This window comes from Catenibacterium mitsuokai, from assembly GCF_025148785.1.
Lineage (GTDB): Bacteria > Bacillota_I > Bacilli_A > Erysipelotrichales > Coprobacillaceae > Catenibacterium > Catenibacterium mitsuoka.
The window spans coordinates 1,140,955-1,164,250 of record NZ_CP102271.1; the positions used below are offsets into that span (position 1 = coordinate 1,140,955).

Consider the following 23,296-nt stretch of genomic DNA (forward strand, 5'->3'; position numbering starts at 1 on the left):
AAGGAGTAATTATGGAACGTATATATACGATTGGAACTTTCACATTTAAGTTGATCTATGATGAGAAGTTAATAAAGATTCCTCCTAACTTTCAGATATTTGAAAGTCAGGAAGAACCTGAATATACATATGAGTTTATAGTAAGTGAGACACTACCACAAATAGAAGGAAGAGTAGTATCTCAAAGGGATGAGTTATTAATCCTTGATTGTGATGGGTTAGAAACAAGATATCTAGGTGTTAAGGGTAGTGATTGGTATTATGGGGTTTATCAAGAATTAACACCTCATAGTGCAAGATCTATTATTCTAAAAGATACTTTAGGAGAATTGTATGTAGATCCATTCTTCTGTTCTTTCTTCTCTTTAGAGAAGAAGTTATTAGAGAAGGATGCATTAGTGCTTCATTGCAGTTATATGCAGTATAAGGATTATGCGATTCTATTCTCAGCACCTAGTGGTACAGGTAAGACAACACAGGCGACATTATGGGAAGAATATAAAGGATCCCATGTAGTGAATGGTGATAAGGGATTACTTATGAAGGATGATGGTGTATGGACAGCTCATGGATGGCCTGTATGTGGGTCTAGTGGTGTATGTCATAATAAGAATGTCCCTATTAAGTGTGTTGTAATGTTATCTCAGGAAAAAGAAAATAAGATAGAGAAATTAAGTCCTATAGCTGCTTTTAAGGAAGCCTATAGTCAGCTCACAGTGAATAGATGGGATAAGAGAAGTGTACTTAAGTCTATGGATTTATTACAGGACTTAATAGACAATGTGCCTTTCTATCATCTAGGATGTACTATTTCTAAGGAAGCTGTAGAAACTCTAGAGAAGGTCTTATGATGAAGAAGAAGGTTATAAGCTGTATTGTAATGTTATGTATGTGTATTGTGTTAGGAAGTGGTTATTTAGTGTATGAGTCTTATTACACGATTGATGTGACACAATACACAATGAAATCAGATAAGATTCATAGCCCTGTTAATATTGTCATGATAGCGGATGTTCATGATAATCATACAAAGATTAAGAAACAGGTTATAAATAAGATTAAGAAGTTAAAGCCTGATTTGATTATGTGTGTAGGGGATATTATTGATAATGAATCTAAGAGTGATCAAAGTACACTTGATTTCTTACATTCATTAGTGGGTATAGCACCTGTCTATATGAGTTATGGAAACCATGAGTTAGAGTATTATAGTCATCATGCTTTCCAGATAGAGAATATTAAAAGTATTGGTGTACACTTCTTAGATGAAAGTTATGAAGACATAACAGTGAAAGGTAATAGTATAAGAGTAGGTGGTATATATGATTATGCCTTCAGTAATGAAGATGGGGGTATAAGTAAAAAGTCCATGCATAATAATCATGTCTATCGTTACTTAAGTACATTTAATAAAACAGATAGTTATCGTATTATGTTATGTCATAGACCAGATACCTTTATTTATGCAGATGCCTATATGTGGAATGTAGGACTTATATTAAGTGGTCATGTCCATGGAGGACAGATTATTCTTCCTAATGGCAAGGGGCTGTATGCACCTGAGCAGGGATGGTTTCCTAAGTATGATTATGGTTTATATAGGTTAGGTATTAATAATATGATTATTACAAGAGGGGTGAGTAGTTCTGGAGAAGCGCTGCCAAGGATGAATAATCCAGCAGAAATCGTTCAGATCACATTAAGATGAAGATAGTAGATATAAATGAATATATGCCTGTATTAATAGATTTAATAAATCAGGGTAAAGATGTACGTTTTACTGTCACAGGTAGCTCTATGAATCCTTTCTTGATTCATATGCGTGATAGTGTCATAATATCTAAGCCTGTTGAACCATTTAAGAAGGGAGATATCGTTTTCTTTCAAAGAGAGAATGGACAGTATGTGATGCATAGAATACATCATATAAAGAAGGGCATGTTATATATTATTGGTGATAATCAGACAGATATGGAAGGCCCTGTGGACCCTAAACAAGTGTTTGGAATCATACATACAGTATATAGAAAAGATAAAAAGATTACTGAAGGAGACTTCTGGTGGGTATTTTTTGAGAAGATTTGGCTACATTTGATACCTTTCAGGCATCTGATTATGAGATTATACAAGTAAAAATAAGAATTTAGTGTAATTTTTACTCTATTCGTGCATTAAGTGTTGTCAAAACTCCCAAAATGTGTGAAAAGATGTTATACTATTCACTAAATGTAAAAAGGGGTGAACTTATGATTGATATACATAGTCATATTCTTCCTCTCGTAGACGATGGCTCTAAGAGTGTAGACATGAGTCTAGAGATGTTAGATCAGGCTTATAAAGATGGTACAGAAGAAATCATCTTAACGCCACATCTTGCCTATGCATATGGTTTTGATAATCCTAGAGAAAAGATTGAAAATCTTTTTGAAGAGTTTAGGAATATAGTATGGGATGTAGGTATTCCTATTAAACTACATTTAGGATGTGAGTTCTTATATAGTTCTAAGGAATCTTTTGAAAAACATTTCAAGGATATTACAACTCTTGCAGATACAAAATACTTATTAGTAGAATTCTATTTTGATGTCAATGAGGATGTTATTCTTGAAGCAGTAGAGAGTGTGCTTGAAAAGGGATGTATACCTGTTATTGCACATCCGGAACGTTTTGAAGCATTCCAGACAAATACAGAACTTGCTCCACGCATTATAGAGATGGGTGGCTATCTACAGATGAATAAAGGGTCAATACTTGGAGACTATGGTTCTATAGTCAAAGATACAGTATATGACTTGTTGGATAGAAGATTGATACATTTAGTAGGAAGTGATGCACATAACTTACGTAACAGATATCCTGCCATGTATGAATCATTTGAGAAGGTAAAGACTTATTTTGGTAGTTCTTATGCGAAGAGAATCTTCAATGAGAATCCAGAGAAATTATTAAACGGGGGAAAGGTATGAACAATAAGGTCAGAAACGGAATCATATTCCTAGTGATTGCGGCTTTATATTTTGGTTTCATTTATTATGATAACCATAAGCCTCAAACAGGGGAATCACCTGTCATTAAAGTACCTACAGGTACTTTAAAGATTAAGGCAAATGCTGATGAGAAGAAGACAACCAAAGCACTATTAAAGGGTATTAAGGCCACTGATAAGGAAGACGGGGATATTACTAAGAAAGTGTTTGTACAGAATATGAGTTCTTTTGGAGAAGGTAATACAAGAATCGTTACTTTAGGTGTCTTTGATAAGGATGATAACTATACAACAGTAACGAGACAGATCCAGTATAAAGACTATATTGCACCACAGATCAACTTAAATAGTGCACTCGTGTATTCATGGATTAGTTCTAAAGCACAGTTTGGTGATTATGTGAGTGCTTATAGCTGTGTAGATGGTGATATTAGTTCTCGTGTTAAGGTATTAAGAGAATATACAGAGAATGATGATCATTATGTTGCGTTTGCGGTAAGTGATAGTACAGGAACTGAAACAAAGCTTACATTAAAGGCGTACCAGACTAATAAGGAGCAGACAGTGACAATTAATCTGGATACTTATTTAATGAGAGTTAAAGTAGGTACAAAGGTGAATGCAAAGAGTCATATCCAGTCTATTATGATGGATAAGATGGATTATTCTAGCTTAAAGAATCAGGTCACTATTAATACGGACTATGATCCTAATACACCTGGTATGTATGAATTTATTTATAGAGTAAAGACAGCCAATGACGACTATGGTTTAACTAAACTTGTTGTCATTGTGGAACAGTAAGGGGGATATATATGGAAAACAATAAACAGAATGAAGATCTCCTTACCGTTATAAGTTGTATTATTGATGATGTATTTCATAGATGGGTACTTATTCTTGCAGTGATGTTTATTTGTGGGAGTATGTTTGATGTTGTAAAGACTGTCAACTATGTACCTCAATATGGCTCTAATATGACTGCTACATTAGGTAGTGGGGGAGATACATTTAAGAACCTAGATAAGATTCAGAGTTATATAAGTACTTTGAACTACTTGATGAATAGTAAAAATGCGCGTGCCTATGTAAAGAAGAAGATGGATATCTCTTCTACTACATATACGGCAACTATTAGTACACAGCAGGCAAATATTATTAACTTTAATGTGACTGCAGATACGAAGAAGGAAGCTTACTATGCGATTGGGTATTTAACTGAATGGTATGCAGGAAGTACACAGCGTTATAATTTCCCATATGCAATCAATATATTAGATGAAAGCAACTTCTCTACTGCACCAGTCAACTACAACAGTCATAAAGGTAACTTTATGAAGGGTGCATTAGTAAGTGGTGCTGTATTAGTATTTATTCTCGCTTTATATTACTTCTTTAGAGATACAGTGAAGAGTGATAAGGAAGCTAAACAGAAGCTAAATGCAAGACTATATGCAAGAATTCCTTTTGAAAAAAAGAAGAAAAGAAATCTTTTCAAGAAGAACAGAAAAGCTATTCTTATTACTTCACTTAAGACAAGTTTCTTTTATAGAGAATCTATTAATAAGTTAAGAAGTAAAGTAGAAGCATCTAGTCAGAAACATGGTTATACTTCTTTCATGATTACGAGTGCTCATGAAAATGAAGGTAAATCAAGTGTAGGTGCTAACTTAGCCTTAGCACTTGCTAAGAATGGTCATAAGACTATTTTAGTCGATATGGACTTTAGAAAACCTTCATTAAATAAGATTTTTGAATTAAAGACAAATACAAGCTTAAATAATGCGATTGAAGGAAAATCCCATTGGAAGTCTCAGGTTGTTACTTTAGATCATCCAGGTTTAGACTTATTACCTTGTCAGCAGGATTTAAATAATTCTGAAAAACTCACTGGAAGCAATCGTTTAAAAGCTATCGTAGAAGAACTAGAAGAAGAATATGATTATGTCATTGTCGATGTCAGCCCTGCTTACTTATTAAATGAACCAATGACTATCAATGAAATGATGGATGCAACATTATTCATTGTAAGACAGGATTATGCTGAAAAAGACATGATTAATGAAACTATTTCACGTTTAACTTATGTTAAGAATAACGTAGTAGGTATTGTATTCAACAGTAGAGCTTATGAACCAAGTACAATGCGTGGTACTTATGGTTATAGATATGGATATAACAGATATAGAACTAAGGGGGGAGAATAATGGATCAAACAAGTTCAGATGTACAGAAAATAGATTTAATGAAGTATTTTGACCGTTTCTTCCGTGCTTTCCGCCGTTTATGGAAATATGTTGTATTATTCCTATTGATTGGAATACTCGCATTTGAAATGAAAGAAGTACTTTTCTTTAATACAACTTATACAAGTGAAGCCGTATTTGTTCCTGCTACTAGCCAGGAGGATGTCTATTACTATGCAGATTCTAAAAACGGAGAATCTTCAAATTCATTGATTCCTACATTCAATTCATTACTTACTAGTGATGAGATGCAGAATGTTATTAAGGAAGTATTACATGTGCAGTCAGTACCTGCCACTATTACTACAACTCAGACTGAAGGAACAAACCTCGTTACTCTAAAAGTGACTGCAAGTAATCCTAAGGATGCTTATAATGTAGCTACTTGTGTTGTCAATAACTATGATAACGTAACAGCGAATGTAATGGACGATGTAACAATCACATTATTAGATAATCCTAATATGCCTAAGAGTCCTGATGCAAATCCAGACTATATTAAGGCAGCTATGAATGGTGGTATGTTAGGTCTTGTGGCAGGTATTCTATTCTTAATTATTGCCTCTATCTTTAGAAATACTATTCTAGATAAGCATGATGTTAGAAATATCCTTGGTATGGATTATATTGCGAAGATTCCTTTTGTAGAAGGTTATGATAGACGTAAAAAGACTGGTGCAAGTCTATTACTTAATTCTCCAGGTATGAAATCTGGATTCAGACATGCATTCCATAACATTAGAATTAAGATGGAACAGGCTCATAAAGCTAAAGATCAGTCAGTCTTTATGTTTACAAGTACTGTACCTAATGAAGGTAAAACATTAGTGTCTGTCAATAGTGCTATTTCATTAGGACAGAAGGGTTATAAAGTATGTCTTGTAGACTTAGACTTAAGAAACCCTTCAGTAGAAAAGACTATGAAGTATGCGAATATTAAACATACTTCATTAGATTTCTTAAATGATTCACTTATTTCATTAGAAGATTGTATTGTTCATATGGATGATATTGATGTTATATTTGGTAGTGATATTTCAATGGATGGTGCAACAGAATTATCAAGACCTAGACTTTCTATCTTAATTGAAGAACTTAGAAAGCATTATGATTATATTATTCTAGATGTACCACCTCTATTCATGATGCAGGATGCTTTATTAGTTGCAAAACAGGCTGATAGTGCTATTGTAGTAGTGAAACAGGATCATGCTACTGCAGCTGATATTTTAGATTCTGTAGATGAATTACATGATACTTTACCAAATGTTCTAGGTGCTGTATTGAATGGTTACAAGAACACATTCTTTACAACTGAATCATCGAGTGGTTATGGCTATGGTTATGGATACGGCTATGGCTATGGTTATGGGAAGAGGTAAGTTATGTATAAAAATGGGGTTAAAAGAATACTCGATTTCTTTATGAGTCTATGTGGCATTATTGTCTTATCTCCTTTACTTATTATCTTAAGTATCTGGATTAAAGTAGACTCTAAAGGACCTGTTCTTTTTAAACAGAAGAGAATTGGGAAGGATAAAACTTATTTCTCTATCTATAAATTTAGAACAATGTATGTAGATACACCACATGATATGCCTACCCACTTATTAGATGATCCTGATGCCTTTATTACAAAGGCAGGACATTTCTTAAGAAAAACATCCCTAGATGAATTACCACAGTTATTCAATATTCTTCTAGGACAGATGGCTGTCATCGGTCCTCGTCCTGCCTTATGGAATCAGGATGATCTCATTGCCTTACGTGATGAATATCATGCCAACGATGTCAGACCTGGCTTAACTGGCTGGGCACAGATTCATGGACGTGATGAATTAGAAATTACAACAAAAGCAAAACTAGATGGCTACTATGTAGACCATCTAGGATTCTTATTAGATGTTAAGTGCTTCTTTGGCACTATCACATCTGTGCTAAAACATGAAGGAGTGGTTGAAGGTGGCACAGGATCTCTTAACAAAGACTAAAATACTGATTATCACAAATCATTCCTATATGCTATATCAGTTCCGTAAGGAACTGATACAAGCATTAATGAAGGAACATGAAGTTGTTCTCTCAATGCCTTTTGTAGGTCATGAAGAAGACTTTAAAGCCATGGGTATCAAATGTATTGATACACCTATAGATAGAAGAGGAATGAATCCTAAAACTGATTTAAAGCTTCTTCATACGTATAAGAGACTCATGAAAGAAGAATTACCTGATTTAGTGATTACTTACTCTATTAAGCCTAATATTTATGCAGGTTTAGTATGTAGAAGTATGGGTATTCCTTATTGTGCCAATGTTCAAGGCTTAGGTACTGCATTCCAGTCTAAGAAGATTGCGATGTTTGTCACTATGCTTTATAAGATGGCATTAAAGAAAGCAAGAACAGTATTCTTTGAAAATGACACAAATGCACAGGAATTCATTAATAGAAATATCTTAAAACGTGATCACATTACTGTATTACATGGTGCAGGTATTAACTTAGATAAGTTTAACTATGTTCCATATCCTTCTAATGATACCTTTCATTTCTTATATTTAGGTAGAATCATGAAGGAAAAGGGTATAGATGAACTATTCAGCAGTATTAGAAGACTTAAAGAAGATAATGAATCTTTTATATTAGATTTAGTAGGATTCTTTGAGGATGAATATAAAGATCAGGTAGAAGAATTAGAAAAACTAGGAATTGTGAAATTCCATGGGTTCCAGTCTGATCCTAGACCATTCTATTCTTCTAGTGATGCAATTGTATTGCCTTCTTATCATGAAGGTATGAGTAATGTCTTATTAGAAGGTGCTTCTACTGGTAGACCTTTAATTACAAGTCATATTCCAGGTTGTCAGGAAGCAGTGGATGATAAGGTGACAGGATACTTAACAGAAGTTAAGAATTCGGATGATTTATATGAAAAGATGAAAGATATGTTACATCTCACTTCTAGTCAAAGAGAAGAAATGGGAAAACAGGGTAGAAGTAAGATGGAACGTGAGTTTGATAAGAAACAAGTAGTAAAAGAAACAATAGATGCATTAAAGCTTTAATAAGGGGGAAAATGAATGGTACTAAGAAACTATTGGATGTTACTTATATGGTTATTAACCATAGGACTATTCTTAAATGTAGTAATACCTAAAACATTAGTAACAGTAGAAGGTAAGAGTGAATATAGATGGGGTAAGTTTAGTGCCTTTCTTTTAGTAGTACCCTATATTGTATGGGCAGGATATAGAGCAGGAATAGGAGATACTGAAGTTTATAGAATGTCTTTTTATACAGCGGCAGATTCATTATCAGCTTTGCCAGCTTATGCAGCAGTTCAAACAAAAGATACTGGGTTTTATGTCTTAAATAGTTTGTTTAAGATTTTTATAAGTAGTTCTAGCGTCGTTTTCTTTCTAGCAATTGCGGCTTTTCAAATATTTTGTATTATGAAAACATATAGAAAATATTCATCTGACTATTGGATGAGTATTTTCTTATTTATTGTATCTACTGATTATTTGTCTTATATGCATAATGGTATGAGACAGTTTATTGCGGTATGTGGGATATTTGCATGTCTTGGATGGATTGTCAGAAAGGAATATTTTAAATCAATTGTAGTAATTTTATTACTCTCTACAATTCATCAGACTGCACTCATAATGATACCAATTATCTTTATTATTCAGGGTAAAGCATTTAATAAGACAACAATGTTTTTGATATTATTAACGTTAATAGTGTTAATAGGTGTTAATTCATTTACTTCATTCTTAGAGACTGCTTTAAAAGAAACGCAATATAATGATATCATGACAAATGAAATCATGCAGAATAAAACAGGAACAAACATCTTAAGAGTTGTTGTATATTCAGTACCTTTATTACTATCGATTGTAGGAAAGAGATATATTGATGAGGCAAATGATCCTTTAATTAATTTATGCGTCAATTGTTCAGTTATTACAACTGCTTTGTACGCAATATCTGCAGTAACATCAGGTATTTATTTTGGTCGTTTACCTATTTACACATCTTTAACAGGATATATCTTATTACCATGGCTAATCAATAATATGTTTGAAAAGGAATCAGCTGGTTTAGTTAAAGTAATGATGTATGGATTTTATTTCTTATTCTTTTATTATCAGATGCATTTTGCATGGGGTTTAATATAGTTTTATTAATTTTATTTTTTATTTTAAAAATATATGATGATTGCAAATTAATTATGTATTATATGTGTATGATTGCGTGATTAAAAGGGGAAAATTATATGGATATTGAAATTTCAATTTTGATGGGAATCTATAACTGTGCTGGAACATTAAATGAAGCCATTGATTCTATTATTACTCAAACTTGTAAAAGTTGGGAATTAATATTATGTGATGATGGCTCCAGTGATAATACTTATTCAATAGCTAAGGAATATGCGGATAGATATCCTAATAAAATAATTCTCATAAAGAATTCTAAAAATATGGGTTTAAATTATACTCTGAATCACTGTTTAAAATATGTACGAGGCAAATATATAGCTCGAATGGATGGTGATGATATATCACTACCAAACAGATTAGAAATTGAAAAAGATTTTTTAGATAAAAATCAAGAATTTGCCATTGTAAGTACGCCGATGATATATTTTGATCAAGATGGTAATTGGGGAGAAAGCAAAGCGATAGAAATTCCAACAATTCGAGATTTTGTTTTTCATAATCCTGTTCATTGTCATGCTCCATGTATGATTAGAACGGAAGCAATGTTAAGGGTGAATGGATATACTGTAGATAAAAGATTATTGAGATATGAAGATTGTAATTTGTGGTATAAATTATATTCACAAGGATATCATGGATATAATATTCAAACACCGCTATATAAAATGCGCGATGATCACAACGCATATCTCAGAAGATCACCTTCTTCTAGAATGAGGGCGTTTTATGTTCATTGGATTGGATTTAGAATGATAAAAATGCCATTACGATATTATCCATATTTACTAGTAATATTATTAAAATCAATAATAGCTTTATTGATTCCTGAGAATTTATATCAGTTAATCCATAGGAGAAAAAGATAATATGATACCTAAAATAATTCATTACTGTTGGTTTGGTAGAGGAGAACTATCGGCTAAAGCTCAAAAATGCATTAAATCTTGGAAAAAGTATTGTCCGGATTATGAAATAATTGAATGGAATGAAGATAATTTTGATGTGAATCAAAATGAATATACAAAGAAAGTATATATTGAAAAAAAATTTGCTTTTTTAAGTGATTACGCAAGATTAAAGATTGTCTATGAACAAGGTGGAATATATTTAGATTTAGATGTAGAAATCATTAAACCTTTTGATGGTCTTTTAAATAATAAAGCTTTTTTTGGTTTTGAAAACGATGATTATGTTGCTAGCGGGTTAGGTTTTGGTGGTGAAAAAGGTAGCATTGCTGTTAAATCAATGTTAGATGAATATGATCAATTATTGGATGGTACTAAAGATGTAATAGTATGTCCAGCTTTAAATACTGAAGGATTGGTTAAACTTGGCTTACATAGAAATGGACAATTACAGAAATTACCTGAATTTACTGTATATCCTGCTGAATATTTCAATCCATATGATGACCCTACAGGAAGATTGAATAAAACTAAAAATACATATTCTATTCATTGGTATGCTAAGAGCTGGTTGGATAAAAAATCTATTATTAGAAGTAAACTGACTCAGCCACTGCATAGAATATTTGGAACTGATTTTTTTAGAAAGAAACGATAGGAGAATGAAATATGAAAAAGAAAATCATAATTGTATCTCATGCTATGTTTCTTGGTGGTGTAGAAAAGAGTTTATTAGGTTTATTAGAAGCTTTTGATTATACTACATACGATGTAGATTTATTTCTTTTAAGACATGAAGGAGAACTTCTAGAATATATACCAAAAGAAGTAAATCTATTACCTGAAGTTAAACAATATACAGTACTTGCAAGACCTATGGTTGATACATTAAAAGAAGGTCATATATTACTTACTTTAGGTCGTTTATATGGAAAGATTAAAGCCAATAAATATATTAAACAACATCACCAGACAGATAGCGAAGTACCAATAGATTATAGTCATAAGTATACATATAAACTTATGCCATTTATTAATAAAGATACTAATTATGATTTAGCTATTAGTTTCTTAACACCTCATTATATTGTTTCTCATAAAGTAAATGCAAAAAAGAGGATTGCTTGGATACACACTGATTATGGTCATGTAGAAACAGATATAGAGTCTCAATTAAATATGTGGGGACCATATGATTATATTGCATCTATATCTCAAGCAGTAACTACTAACTTTTTAAAGAATTTTCCTCAGTTAGAAGATAAGATTGTTGAAATACCTAATATATTACCCATTAAGCTTATTAGCAAACAGGCAGATGAGTTTGATGTAAGTAATGAGATGATTGATGATGGCTCTATTAAGTTATTATCAATAGGTAGATATTGTGAAGCAAAGAACTTTGATAATGTACCGTTTATCTGTAAAAGGATTTTAGAATTAGGATTAAATATTAAATGGTATATTATAGGATATGGTGGAAGTGAAGAAAGAATTAAAAAGAGTATTAAAGAATGTAATATGGAAGAACATGTAATACTCTTAGGTAAGCAGTCTAATCCATATCCATATATCAAAGCATGCGATGTATATGTTCAGCCATCTAGATATGAAGGTAAATGTGTAAGTGTAATAGAAGCACAATCACTTCATAAGCCAGTTATTATTACGAATTATCCTACTGCAAAGAGTCAATTAAAGGATGGATATGATGGTGTGATAGTTCCTTTAGAGAATAATGAATGTGCATCAAGAATGCAAAAAATTATTCAAGATACTCAATTATTGGGGACAATTCAAAAGAATTGTTTTAATGAAGACTATTCTAACTATTCTGAAGTAAAAAAAATATACGAAATTATAAGTTGAGGTGATATACATGCCTAAAGTGAGTATAGTTGTTCCAGTTTATAAAGTAGAGAAGTACCTAGTACGTTGTGTGAAGAGTTTAAGTAATCAAACTCTAGAAGATATAGAAATAATTTTAGTTGATGATGGTTCACCTGATAATTGTGGACATATGTGTGATGAATTTGAAAAGACTGACTCCAGAATTAAAGTTGTTCACAAGAAGAATGGTGGTTTAAGTAGTGCAAGAAATGCAGGCTTGGAAGTTGCAACTGGAGAAACAGTTGGGTTTGTAGATTCAGATGATGATGTAGAGTTAACGATGTATGAAGAGTTGTATGAAACACTTATAAATAATCAAGTTGATTTTGTTATGTCAGATTATCTTAGAATAGAAAACGATAATGTTAGTTACATTAAGATTACAAATCTAAGAGAAGGATATTTTTCTAAAGAGGATATAAAAAAAGAAATTTATCCACAACTTATTATGGGAAGAAATCTAGATTATGGACCATTATTATCTGTATGGCATTGTTTATATAAAAGAGAATTTCTTAATAAAAACAATTTAATATTTGCGAATGATGTAAAATGGTCAGAGGACAATTTGTTTAGTGCAATGGTTGGGTACTATGCTAATAGTTTCTACTATTTGAAAAATAGACCTTTATATCACTATTATAATAATCCAGGTACTATAACAACATCTTATAAACAAGGTTCATGGGAGGTTTATTCCAGAATGAATGATTATTTACAAAAATTTTTTAGTAAAAAAACTGATTATGATTTCTCTGAGCAATTAAAATTGCATATGATTTATTATGCGTGTAACAGTTTGAATCAAATTAAAAGTGCTGAGATGTCTAGAAGCAATAAAATGGAACTTTATGCTAGAATAATGAAATCTAATAAACTTCAAGAGTCGTTTACGGATTTTGATTTTCCAAAAAAATGGAGTTGGAAATTAAAAGTTCAAATTTATATAATCAAACGAAAATTAATATCGCTATATAACATTTTATAGAAATATGGGGGTGTATCTATTTGTGTAGAATTTCAATAATAATGCCTGTTTATAATAAGGAATTATATATAAGAGAAAGCATCAATTCAGTAATTAATCAATCATTTAAAGATTGGGAATTAATCGTTGTGAATGATGGGTCAACTGACAACTCGTTATCTATTGCCAGTTCGTTTCAAGATTCGAGAATTAAAGTATTTTCAACAAAAAATAGTGGAGTATCTTGTGCTAGAAACTTTGGCATTGATCATCATAATGGGGAGTATATCACTTTTTTTGATGCAGATGATATCTTAGATGAACATTATTTAGAAGCATTATATGATCCAACTGCAGATATGGTTCTTGGTGGCCTAACAAAAATAGATTATAAAGGCAATATTATTGAAAGAGTAAAATCTCCATATCTAGGCTTTATTAGAATTGATAAATTAGCTGAAGCTTTTTATAGAGACCAGTCAAAAACTGGGATTTATGGTTATGTTTCTACCAAGATTATTAAATCTAGAATAATTAAAAATAATAATATACGATTTGATAGTTCAATTACATTAGCTGAAGATTTTAATTTTTTCCTAGAAGTATATAGTAATATTCAATCAATTAAATTTATCGATTATTGTGGTTATTACTATAAACAAAAAACTATAAATTCAGGTATTAATGTTGATGATAAAAAAATTGATTTTTTTAAGCAAATGCAAATTCAAAATAAGGTTAAACAATTTTTAATTAAATGTAATTCGTTCAATAAAGAAAATGAATTAATATTTGAACGTATAATGTCTCATTATGTTTATACTATTATTATTAATAATTGGAATATTGGTTATTTTGAATTTAGAAAGAAGATGATTGCTTTATACAAGATAAAGAGTAAGGCAGTTATAAACATGTCTTTCTTACCATCCTTAACACTTAGAATATATAATTGTCATTTTATTGGGATGTTATATTTATATAGTAAATTACATTCTTGTATGAGATAGCGGAGGAGATATTATGAAAATTTTATTATATGCTCATGGTGGTAGTAAAAATCATGGATGCGAAGCAATTGTAAGATCGACTAAGTTATTATTAACTATGGCTGATCATATTACGTTGCTTTCTTACAATCCCGAAGAAGACCTATATTACAAATTAGATAATTTAGTAGATATATATAGAGAGATAAATCCAGTAAAAAAGAATAACATTGACTTTATTTGTGCCTATGTTGAACAGAAATTTTTAAAAAATTATCATCGTATGGATGCTTTACAGCATAAAGAAGCGATAGAAAAATTAGATGATGATTATGACTATGCTTTATTTATTGGTGGAGATAACTATTGTTATTCTGATGTAAAGAACTATGCATATATCAATCAATATGTTCGTAATAAGGTTAAGAATACAGTACTTTGGGGATGTTCAGTAGAACCTGAATTATGTAAGGATAAAACAATTAAGAAAGATATTGAAAAGTATTCCTTCATATTAGCAAGAGAAAGCATCTCTTATAAAGCACTAAAAGAAATTAATAGTAACACTTATTTACTTCCTGATCCTGCATTTTTCTTACCAAAAGAAGAAGTTGATATTCCTGAAGGATTTATTCCAAATGAAACAGTAGGTATTAACTTAAGTCCACTTATTTTTAAATATGGTAATGAGTGTAATATACTTAACAGTTTTATAAAACTAATAGATTATATTTTATTTAATTCAAAGAATCAGGTAGCTTTGATACCTCATGTTGTTTGGCATCATAACGATGATCAGAAAGTTTTATATACTTTGTATGAGAAGTATAAAGATAATGATCGTGTTTTATTAATTGGTGACCATAATTGCATGCAGCAAAAGTTTATTATTAGTCAATGTAAAAGATTTGTTGGAGCAAGAACCCACTCTACAATTGCAGCATACTCAACTTGTGTACCTACGTTAGTTGTTGGATATTCAGTAAAAGCGAAAGGAATTGCAAAAGACTTGTTTGGAAATATAGATAATTATGTTTTACCAGTACAAAATATTGCTGATTCTGATCAGTTGACAGAAAAATATAAGTGGTTAGTGGAGCATGAAGAGGAAATTAAAAACAAATTGTTACAGAAATCGTTAGAAATGAAGGAGTTAGAAAATGAATACAATAAATTATTCTAATCCTTTGATTTCTGTGCTGATTCCTGTATATAATTCTGACAAATATTTGGAGCGCTGCTTAAACTCGATTTCAAATCAAACCTACAGACAATTAGAAATTATTATTGTTGATGACGGATCGACAGATAGGAGTTCAAGTATTTGCGACGAATTCTGCAAAAAAGATTCAAGAGCAAGGGTATATCATAATGAAAATCATGGTATATCTTATACGAGAAATTTTGCTTTAGACCACACTAAAGGAGAGTATGTGTTCTGGATTGATAGTGATGATTATGTTGCGAATAATGCTGTTGAATTACTTCTTTATTATTCAAAAGAATATGATTCAGATTATGTTATTTGTCAATACAAAAGAGGAGATGAGGATGATTATAAATTTATTAGAGACAAATCTCAAGTAACATCTCTTTCATCATTAGAAGCTCTTAATTTAATTTATGAAGATGACTATCGCTCTTTTCTTTTAGTCACTTGTTGGGGAAAACTAATAAAAAAAGATGTATACAATGGTGTCAGATTTCCGGATGGATATATTTTTGAAGACGTGGCTACAAGCCATTATGTTTTAAATAACTGTGAAAGAATTATAATGATAAGCGATTGTCTTTATTATTACTATCAAAGAAAAGATAGTATATTAGGGAAAAAAGTTACAGTAGCTAAACTAGATTATTTGTATTTTTTTGAAGATAGAATAGCTTTCTTCAAAAGAATAAATAATTCTGTTTTAATGAACAAAGCTAGATTACAATATCTACACTCATTAATATGGGAGTTTTCTAGAGTTAAAGATATCCTAAGAGATGATCGTAAGCTTCAATATGTCATAAAACAATATCGTAATTATTACAAATTAGGTGATTTTAATCCTAAGTTTAAATATGAGACAAAAATATATATGTATATATTTTATGTTTCACCTTATTTATTTGATTTAATACAAAAAGTACAAGGGAGGTTTTTCAATGGATAATCCGCTAGTTAGTATAGTTACACCTTGTTATAATGGTGCACCTTATTTACCAAGGTTTTTTGATTCTATTTTAAATCAAACATATAAACATATAGAGGTTATATTTGTTGATGATGGTTCACAAGATGATACCAAAAATATAGTTAACCAATACTCTAGTAAATTCAAAGATAATAATATTGAATTGATATATATTTATCAGGATAATGCAGGACAAGCTTCTGCGTTAAATAGAGGATTAAAATATTTTAAAGGTGAATTTTTATCTTGTGTAGATTCTGATGATGCACTTGGCGATGATTTTATATTAAATAAATTAAAGTATATGTTAGATAATCCACAATGTCATTTTTGTTATGGAGATGTGACGGAAATAGATCAGCAAACAAAAAATATAATCAAATCACTTGGTGAAATAGAATATAATTCTTCTTTTGAATTTTTGAATAATGTGATTTATTTTAAAAATATAATATTTTCTGGGTACATGTTTAGAACATCATCATTTCATAGGGTAATAAGAAATCGTGATATATATGATGGCCCTGGTGGACAAAATGTACAGCTTTTGGTTCCATTTTCATGGTATTATGGAAATCCAAATTATGTAGAAGGTTCGATTTATTATTACTATATTAGAAGTGACAGTCATTCTCATTCAGTAAATGACAGTATGAAAATAATAAATCAAATAAATAATTATGAAAGAATATTAGATAATACAATAACTAAAATTCCTAATTTCAGATTTTCTGATGAAATTAAAGATTATCATACTTACTTTTCTAAAATAAAGTTTGGAAATGCAATAGATAGTAAAGATAGTTTATTAATAAAAAGGTATTATAAAGAATTAAAGGAACGCAAGTGTAGTTCAATTAAGGATTACTTACTTTATGTTAAGTATACTAATATACTATTTAGGAAACTATTTAAGGTTGGGGAGAATAATGTATAAGTTATATTTTTTAATTTCAAGATTTCAAAAAAGAAGAGCTCAGCTAAATAAAAAAACTAGTAAAAATCTTCAGAGAATTATTGATTATATTGAGACTTATTATAATCTATATATCAAGAAAAAATGGGCATCTGATACTCATTTACAATTAAATAAAATTAAAAGAGATCAAAGAATAATTGTTTCATTAACATCTTATCCTAAACGAATTGATACAATCTGGTTAACTATAACATCTTTATTTAAACAAAGTATGAAGCCTGATTTAATTGTATTATGGCTTGCTAAATCACAATTTAAAACACTCGATGATCTGCCAGAAAGTTTAAAAAGATTACAAAAGTATGGATTACAAATTAAACTATGTGATGATTTAAAAAGTCATAAAAAATATTACTATGCTTTAAAGGAATTTAATGAAGATATAGTAATATTAGCTGATGACGATATGTTTTATCCAAATGATACTGTAGAAACACTATATAAAATGCATTTAAAATATCCTATGGATATTTGTACCATGAGTGCTCAGTATATAGGGAGTAATCATGATACAGTACCCTCAAAATGGGTAAATACTAATGTTGGTGAGAAGTATATTCATTCAAATGAAATACAGATTTTTTCCGGTAGTGGGTCACTTTATCCACCTCATTGTTTGTTTGAAGATGCATTTAATAAGGATTTAATAAAGGAATTATGTCCATATGCTGATGATTTATGGTTAACATATATGGCAATGAAAAAAGGGACTAGAATTACTAGTGCGTATCCTTGGAGAGCGTTTCCTATTACTATATATGGGACTTCAGATGGTAGTTTGTGGTATGTTAATTCACAAGATGGAAAAAATGATGTTCAATGGCAGAACTTAATTAATTATTATGAAAGGTGAACAAATTTATGATTGGAAAAATTGATATATTCAAATATATTTATTATAACTATTTTTGCAAAAAGGTTATAAGAAAAGGTAAAGGAAAGTTAATTCCATACAAAAATTCAATTATAAATTTAGAAAAGAATTCAGAATTAATTATTTATGACGGAAACTTAGAAGTTGGAACTGGAAAACTTAAAGGATCAAAAACAGAAACATTTTTAAGATTAAGGGAAAATTCTAAATGGATATGTATGGCTTATGTTGAAATTTCCTATGGAAGTACAATTGAATTATTGTTAAATAGTAAATTTGAAACTGAGTATTTTACTATGAATAGTTTTAGTACTATTATTGTTGGAAACCATATCAGTATAGGTAATGACGTAATGATTGCTAGAAATGTTGTTATTTTTGATAGTGATTTTCACAAAATTAAATACCGAAATAAAGATTCAAAACTCAAAGGAACTGTTTATATAGGAAATCATGTATGGATTGGGGTTAATTCTACTATATTGAAAAATGTCAAAGTTGGCGATAATAGTATGATTGCAGCATGTACATTAATTAATAAAAACGTGGAAAATAATACTATTATTGGATCTGCGAATGGACAAAAAGTATTAAATAAAGATTTTTTATGGGAAAGATAAAATAGGAGGGATAAAATGTCTAGGCAAAAAAATAGCATTAATAATCTTGTATGGGGAATGATAGGGACTGTAGTTACTTCAATTGTTGCTATTATAATACCTAGATTATTTATTGTTAACTATGGATCAGAAATCAATGGATTACTATCATCTATCAAGCAAATATATGTATATTTAGCTTTATTAGAAATAGGAGTAGGTGATGCTTCAGTAGTTGCTTTATATAACCCTATTGCTCATAATGATCATTACGCTGCTAATGCTATCTTATCAGCTACTGATAGATATTATAAAAAAATTGGTGTTATATATGGTGTATGTGTTATTTTACTTGGTTTCATATACCCATTGCTTTTAAAAACTGAAATTCCTTATATTACTTGTTTTTTCATAATTGTTTTACAAGGCTCTGGTAGCGTTATTAGTTATCTAGTTCAGGGCAAATATAATATGTTGCTGAGGGTAGATAATAGAAATTATGTGGTTAGCAATTTAAGTACAGTTACGTCAGTTTTAACAGATGTAACACGAATTTTATTGTTAATGAATGGTAAAAGTATTATTGAAGTTCAGGCTACATTCTTATTTTTTAATATAGTTAAAATGTTATATGTTAGTTGGTATATAAAAAAGAATTATAAGTGGCTGGATTTATCAGTTAAGCCAAACTTTAAAGCTATTTCTCAAAGAGGTGCTGTTTTTATGCATCAGATATCTTCTTTAGTATTTAGTCATACTGATGTATTAATTCTTACATTTATATGTGGTTTAAAAACAGTGAGTATTTATTCAATGTATGCAACTATCTATGGTATGTTAGATACTATTATTACAACTGTATCTAGCAGTATACAATCTGCTTTAGGTCAAATATTTCATTTGGATAGAAAACGTTATTTAGAGATAAATGAAGCGTTTGAGACCTATTATTTAGCACTCGTATTTTCATTAATAGCAGTAGCGTCTATATTCATTTTACCGTTTATGAAAATTTATACACATGGAGCTGATATTAACTATGTTGATTGGAGGCTTCCAATCTTATTTGGATTATACCAATTATTGAGTTATGGAAGAGTATCATCTAACTTTATCATAGGTTTTGCAGGCGAATTTAAAGCTACACAATGGCGTGCTTGGTTAGAAACTGCTATTAATTTGGTAGTTTCATTTATATGTGTATTTAAATTTGGAATTTATGGAGTATTATTTGGAACTATAGCAGCATTAATATACAGAGCAAATGATATAATTTTATTTGCAAATCATAGAATATTAAATAGAAGTGCAAAATCAACATATAGAAAATGGCTTACAAATGCACTATTATTTATTATATGTGTTCCAATCTTCTTATTAATTCCTTTAAAAGTTGATTCACTACTATTCTTATTTTTGAATGCAGCATGGGTTAGTATGATTGTGTTTGCTGTGTTCTTTGGCATGAACACATTATTGGAAAAACAATCTAGAGAAATCGCATTATATTATATAAAGAATATTTTAAACAAAATAAGAATTAGTTGGGGGAATCTAAATGTATAACAACGACAACAAACAAAGATCCACTTCCTTTGAATCATTAGATATATTGATTCAAAAATGGAGAGATGGTACCTTTTCAGAAATCTTAGATGACTGGAAGTGGATCTTCTCATATAGTAAAAGATATAAAGGTGCTATTATCTTTTATACTGCATTAGGTATATTAAGTACTACTCTAGGACTAGTAAGTTCTGTAGTAGGTAAATACATGATAGATATCATCACTGGTTACAAGATATCAAAACTACCAATTTTGATATGTATCATGATAGGCTCTACAGTATTTAGTTTAGTCTTTGGTAGTGTCTTAAATCGTATTACAGCTAAGTTAAGTATATATATTAATAACGATATACAGGCAGATATCTTTGATAAGATTATTGATGCAGACTGGTTAGCTATTAACCAATACAGTAATGGGGATGTATTAAACAGATTCAATAGTGATGTAAGTACAGTATCAGGTAACGCTATTAGCTGGTTACCAACTATCATTATTGCACTCTATAACTTCATCGCTACATTCTTTGTCATCTGGCATTATGATAAGATCATGGCTGCATTAGCTTTTGCCAGTGCACCATTCATGCTTATTGCCTCTCGTTTCTTAATCACTAAACAGAGACAATACAACATGAAAGTAAGAAAGATGTCTTCTGAAATGATGACATTTGAAGTAGAAACATTCTATAACTTTGATACAATCAAATCATTTGGTATATCAAAATTATACAGTAAAAAAATGAGAGACTGGCAGAAGAAGTTTAAAGATGTTTCATTAGACTATAACATGTTTACTATCTGGACGAATGTATTTATGTCTATACTAGGTACAGCTGTATCTCTAACAGCCTTTGGTTACTGTCTATTTAGACTTTGGACTAAAGATATTACTTATGGTACTATGACACTCTTCCTACAACAAAGATCAAGCCTAGAAGGAGCCTTCAGTAACGTAGTATCTATTATTCCGTCATTTCTAACAAGTTCAGTATCAGCACACCGTATCAGAGAATTAGTAGAACTTCCTAAAGAAGTTCATATTCCTGAAAGCAGTGAGTTAGATGCATATAAGGACGATGGTTTTAGTGTAAAGATGAATGATGTCAACTTTGCATATATCGAAAATAACAAAGTTATTACTGATTCTGATTTTGAAGCAAATCCAGGTGAAATCGTTGCATTAGTAGGTCCTTCAGGAGAAGGTAAGACTACTATGATTAGATTGATCTTAGGTTTAATTAGACCATCTGATGGGGGAGTAAGTATAAATGCTTCTAATGGTGATGCAGTAGAAGCGAATGCGAACACAAGACACTTGTTTGCTTATGTACCTCAAGGTAATACTATTTTATCTGGTACTGTTGCAGAAAATATGAGAATGGTTAAACAGGATGCAACAGATGAAGAAATTATACATGCGTTACAAGTCTCTTGTGCATGGGATTTTATTTCTAAACTACCTGATACTATTAATACTAAGATTGGTGAAAGGGGTAGAGGATTCTCAGAAGGACAGGCTCAGAGAATCGCTATCGCAAGAGCAATCCTCAGAGATGCACCAATCTTACTATTAGATGAAGCTACAAGTGCTTTAGATGTTACTACAGAAAGAAGAGTATTAAGAAATATTATACAGAACCATCCTAATAAGACTTGTATAGTTACTACACATAGACCTAGTGTATTAAATATGTGTCAGAGAGTATATAGAGTAATGGAGACTCATGTTACTGAGTTAAGTGAAGAAGAGTCTAGTAAGATGGCTATGGATTTCTAAAATATTAAGTGCAATAAGATGACTTATTGCACTGTTTTATAATTTTAATTGTAGATGAAAGGAAGGGTGATATTAAATGACTGATATAAGTAAAAACCAATCAAAAATGCTGAAGGGAATAGCTATATTTTTTATGCTATCCTTACATTTATTCAATACAACTAATTATACGGATCTTTATAATCCTCTTATAACAATAAAAGGATTACCTCTAACATATTTTTTATCATTTATATGTGATGCATGTGTTCCAATTTATTGTTTTAGTGCCGGATATGCTGCATATCTTTTGAAAAATGAAACCACACAAAAAAGATTAAAAAGAATATTTAATCTTTTATTAACATATTGGATTATACTTACGTTAACTTGTATAACTGGGTTAGTATTGAATAATAATAATATACCAGGATCATTTGCTACTTTTCTAGGGAATGCATTTTTATATCATATTAATTATGTTGGTGCATGGTGGTTCATGCAAACATATATATTGTTGTGTATTACATCAAAATATCTTATTAATTTAGTAGATAAAGATCATAACATCATTATGTTGATGTTATCATTAGCTATTTATATAATTGCTTACTATTTCAGAATGATCCATCCAATATATACATCAGTTAATGTTATTAATTACATAATTAATGCATTGGTATTATATGGAACTTCTCAATTATCTTATGTTGTAGGATTAATATTTAGAAAATACCTTGTTATGACTAAGTTGAAGGAAAAACTAAATAATAAGCAGGTTGTAGGAATAGTACTAATGCTAGTGAGTGTATTACTACATATTGTAGTCAAATCAATGATTGTTGCACCTTTCACTGGATTAATATTTATTACTGGATTCTTACTAATAGATATTAAGATTCCATGCTTAGAGAAAGTATTATTATTTTTAGGAAAACATTCTACAAATGTATGGCTATTACACATGCAGTTCTATATGATTTTCTTCTCTAAACTCATCTTTAGTACGCATACAGTATTAGGATGTATCATTATTCTATTTGCTTGCTGTATACTATGCTCATATGTAGTAGATACAATACATTCTAAAATCAATAGTATAATTAATTATATCTCTTAAAAAATCATT

At 30.2% G+C, this 23,296-nt stretch carries 23 protein-coding genes; all 23 read left to right on the top strand.

The window, feature by feature from the left end; translation table 11 throughout:
* The first annotated feature begins 11 nt into the window (after positions 1-11).
* Positions 12-851, top strand: a complete 840-nt coding sequence (locus NQ499_RS05685; RefSeq protein ID WP_006505019.1) for a hypothetical protein — start codon at positions 12-14, stop codon at positions 849-851.
* Positions 848-1,708, top strand: a complete 861-nt coding sequence (locus tag NQ499_RS05690; protein WP_006505020.1) for a metallophosphoesterase — start codon at positions 848-850, stop codon at positions 1,706-1,708. Before NQ499_RS05685 ends, NQ499_RS05690 begins: the two co-directional genes overlap by 4 nt.
* Positions 1,705-2,133, top strand: coding sequence for a S24/S26 family peptidase (locus NQ499_RS05695; RefSeq protein ID WP_006505021.1), 429 nt, complete (start codon positions 1,705-1,707; stop codon positions 2,131-2,133). Before NQ499_RS05690 ends, NQ499_RS05695 begins: the two co-directional genes overlap by 4 nt.
* 113 nt (positions 2,134-2,246) lie before the next feature.
* Positions 2,247-2,966 (top strand): tyrosine-protein phosphatase, encoded by a 720-nt coding sequence (locus tag NQ499_RS05700; protein WP_040389706.1) that lies wholly within the window; start codon positions 2,247-2,249, stop codon positions 2,964-2,966.
* Entirely contained in the window at positions 2,963-3,790 is an 828-nt protein-coding gene (locus NQ499_RS05705; RefSeq protein WP_006505023.1) for a hypothetical protein, read from the top strand. Before NQ499_RS05700 ends, NQ499_RS05705 begins: the two co-directional genes overlap by 4 nt.
* Before the next feature lie 11 nt (positions 3,791-3,801).
* A complete protein-coding gene (locus NQ499_RS05710; RefSeq protein ID WP_006505024.1) occupies positions 3,802-5,193 on the top strand; it encodes a CpsD/CapB family tyrosine-protein kinase in 1,392 nt (463 codons plus the stop codon).
* Positions 5,193-6,614: a CpsD/CapB family tyrosine-protein kinase gene (locus NQ499_RS05715; RefSeq protein ID WP_006505025.1), complete on the top strand. Its 1,422-nt coding sequence runs from the start codon at positions 5,193-5,195 to the stop codon at positions 6,612-6,614. The genes NQ499_RS05710 and NQ499_RS05715 overlap by 1 nt, the downstream gene beginning before the upstream one ends.
* A gap of 3 nt (positions 6,615-6,617) precedes the next feature.
* Positions 6,618-7,223, top strand: a complete 606-nt coding sequence (locus NQ499_RS05720) for a sugar transferase (protein ID WP_006505026.1) — start codon at positions 6,618-6,620, stop codon at positions 7,221-7,223.
* Entirely contained in the window at positions 7,195-8,295 is a 1,101-nt protein-coding gene (locus NQ499_RS05725) for a glycosyltransferase family 4 protein (protein ID WP_040389707.1), read from the top strand. Before NQ499_RS05720 ends, NQ499_RS05725 begins: the two co-directional genes overlap by 29 nt.
* Positions 8,296-8,310: 15 nt before the next feature.
* Positions 8,311-9,414 carry an EpsG family protein gene (locus NQ499_RS05730; RefSeq protein ID WP_006505028.1) on the top strand — a complete coding sequence of 368 codons (1,104 nt, stop codon included), beginning with the start codon at positions 8,311-8,313 and terminating at the stop codon, positions 9,412-9,414.
* A gap of 98 nt (positions 9,415-9,512) precedes the next feature.
* Positions 9,513-10,325: a glycosyltransferase gene (locus NQ499_RS05735; protein ID WP_006505029.1), complete on the top strand. Its 813-nt coding sequence runs from the start codon at positions 9,513-9,515 to the stop codon at positions 10,323-10,325.
* A gap of 1 nt (position 10,326) precedes the next feature.
* On the top strand, positions 10,327-11,022 hold the full coding sequence (locus NQ499_RS05740) for a glycosyltransferase family 32 protein (protein WP_006505030.1): 696 nt from the start codon (positions 10,327-10,329) through the stop codon (positions 11,020-11,022).
* 11 nt (positions 11,023-11,033) lie between these two features.
* Complete coding sequence (locus tag NQ499_RS05745) at positions 11,034-12,233, top strand: glycosyltransferase (protein WP_006505031.1); 1,200 nt, start codon at positions 11,034-11,036, stop codon at positions 12,231-12,233.
* Positions 12,234-12,243: 10 nt separating this feature from the next.
* Positions 12,244-13,242, top strand: a complete 999-nt coding sequence (locus NQ499_RS05750) for a glycosyltransferase family 2 protein (protein ID WP_006505032.1) — start codon at positions 12,244-12,246, stop codon at positions 13,240-13,242.
* A gap of 20 nt (positions 13,243-13,262) precedes the next feature.
* On the top strand, positions 13,263-14,231 hold the full coding sequence (locus NQ499_RS05755) for a glycosyltransferase family 2 protein (protein WP_155812599.1): 969 nt from the start codon (positions 13,263-13,265) through the stop codon (positions 14,229-14,231).
* A gap of 13 nt (positions 14,232-14,244) precedes the next feature.
* Positions 14,245-15,393, top strand: coding sequence for a polysaccharide pyruvyl transferase family protein (locus tag NQ499_RS05760; RefSeq protein WP_006505034.1), 1,149 nt, complete (start codon positions 14,245-14,247; stop codon positions 15,391-15,393).
* The gene (locus tag NQ499_RS05765) at positions 15,371-16,369 is read left to right on the top strand and encodes a glycosyltransferase family 2 protein (protein WP_006505035.1); all 999 of its coding nucleotides are present in this window, start codon (positions 15,371-15,373) and stop codon (positions 16,367-16,369) included. The genes NQ499_RS05760 and NQ499_RS05765 overlap by 23 nt, the downstream gene beginning before the upstream one ends.
* On the top strand, positions 16,362-17,327 hold the full coding sequence (locus NQ499_RS05770; protein ID WP_006505036.1) for a glycosyltransferase family 2 protein: 966 nt from the start codon (positions 16,362-16,364) through the stop codon (positions 17,325-17,327). The genes NQ499_RS05765 and NQ499_RS05770 overlap by 8 nt, the downstream gene beginning before the upstream one ends.
* Entirely contained in the window at positions 17,320-18,222 is a 903-nt protein-coding gene (locus NQ499_RS05775) for a hypothetical protein (protein WP_006505037.1), read from the top strand. The genes NQ499_RS05770 and NQ499_RS05775 overlap by 8 nt, the downstream gene beginning before the upstream one ends.
* An 8-nt stretch (positions 18,223-18,230) precedes the next feature.
* On the top strand, positions 18,231-18,863 hold the full coding sequence (locus NQ499_RS05780; RefSeq protein WP_050772154.1) for an acyltransferase: 633 nt from the start codon (positions 18,231-18,233) through the stop codon (positions 18,861-18,863).
* Positions 18,864-18,878: 15 nt separating this feature from the next.
* Positions 18,879-20,408 (top strand): lipopolysaccharide biosynthesis protein, encoded by a 1,530-nt coding sequence (locus NQ499_RS05785; RefSeq protein WP_006505039.1) that lies wholly within the window; start codon positions 18,879-18,881, stop codon positions 20,406-20,408.
* Positions 20,401-22,188, top strand: coding sequence for an ABC transporter ATP-binding protein (locus tag NQ499_RS05790; RefSeq protein WP_006505040.1), 1,788 nt, complete (start codon positions 20,401-20,403; stop codon positions 22,186-22,188). Before NQ499_RS05785 ends, NQ499_RS05790 begins: the two co-directional genes overlap by 8 nt.
* Before the next feature lie 106 nt (positions 22,189-22,294).
* Positions 22,295-23,287, top strand: coding sequence for an acyltransferase family protein (locus tag NQ499_RS05795; protein ID WP_259848810.1), 993 nt, complete (start codon positions 22,295-22,297; stop codon positions 23,285-23,287).
* Positions 23,288-23,296 lie beyond the last annotated feature (9 nt).

Bases quoted from the DNA above. Each gene is read 5' to 3' on its own strand.
- NQ499_RS05685 (WP_006505019.1), top strand. From the start codon at position 12: ATGGAACGTATATATACGATTGGAACTTTCACATTTAAGTTGATCTAT.
- NQ499_RS05690 (WP_006505020.1), top strand. From the start codon at position 848: ATGATGAAGAAGAAGGTTATAAGCTGTATTGTAATGTTATGTATGTGT.
- NQ499_RS05695 (WP_006505021.1), top strand. From the start codon at position 1,705: ATGAAGATAGTAGATATAAATGAATATATGCCTGTATTAATAGATTTA.
- NQ499_RS05700 (WP_040389706.1), top strand. From the start codon at position 2,247: ATGATTGATATACATAGTCATATTCTTCCTCTCGTAGACGATGGCTCT.
- NQ499_RS05705 (WP_006505023.1), top strand. From the start codon at position 2,963: ATGAACAATAAGGTCAGAAACGGAATCATATTCCTAGTGATTGCGGCT.
- NQ499_RS05710 (WP_006505024.1), top strand. From the start codon at position 3,802: ATGGAAAACAATAAACAGAATGAAGATCTCCTTACCGTTATAAGTTGT.
- NQ499_RS05715 (WP_006505025.1), top strand. From the start codon at position 5,193: ATGGATCAAACAAGTTCAGATGTACAGAAAATAGATTTAATGAAGTAT.
- NQ499_RS05720 (WP_006505026.1), top strand. From the start codon at position 6,618: ATGTATAAAAATGGGGTTAAAAGAATACTCGATTTCTTTATGAGTCTA.
- NQ499_RS05730 (WP_006505028.1), top strand. From the start codon at position 8,311: ATGGTACTAAGAAACTATTGGATGTTACTTATATGGTTATTAACCATA.
- NQ499_RS05735 (WP_006505029.1), top strand. From the start codon at position 9,513: ATGGATATTGAAATTTCAATTTTGATGGGAATCTATAACTGTGCTGGA.
- NQ499_RS05740 (WP_006505030.1), top strand. From the start codon at position 10,327: ATGATACCTAAAATAATTCATTACTGTTGGTTTGGTAGAGGAGAACTA.
- NQ499_RS05745 (WP_006505031.1), top strand. From the start codon at position 11,034: ATGAAAAAGAAAATCATAATTGTATCTCATGCTATGTTTCTTGGTGGT.
- NQ499_RS05750 (WP_006505032.1), top strand. From the start codon at position 12,244: ATGCCTAAAGTGAGTATAGTTGTTCCAGTTTATAAAGTAGAGAAGTAC.
- NQ499_RS05760 (WP_006505034.1), top strand. From the start codon at position 14,245: ATGAAAATTTTATTATATGCTCATGGTGGTAGTAAAAATCATGGATGC.
- NQ499_RS05765 (WP_006505035.1), top strand. From the start codon at position 15,371: ATGAATACAATAAATTATTCTAATCCTTTGATTTCTGTGCTGATTCCT.
- NQ499_RS05770 (WP_006505036.1), top strand. From the start codon at position 16,362: ATGGATAATCCGCTAGTTAGTATAGTTACACCTTGTTATAATGGTGCA.
- NQ499_RS05775 (WP_006505037.1), top strand. From the start codon at position 17,320: ATGTATAAGTTATATTTTTTAATTTCAAGATTTCAAAAAAGAAGAGCT.
- NQ499_RS05780 (WP_050772154.1), top strand. From the start codon at position 18,231: ATGATTGGAAAAATTGATATATTCAAATATATTTATTATAACTATTTT.
- NQ499_RS05785 (WP_006505039.1), top strand. From the start codon at position 18,879: ATGTCTAGGCAAAAAAATAGCATTAATAATCTTGTATGGGGAATGATA.
- NQ499_RS05790 (WP_006505040.1), top strand. From the start codon at position 20,401: ATGTATAACAACGACAACAAACAAAGATCCACTTCCTTTGAATCATTA.
- NQ499_RS05795 (WP_259848810.1), top strand. From the start codon at position 22,295: ATGCTGAAGGGAATAGCTATATTTTTTATGCTATCCTTACATTTATTC.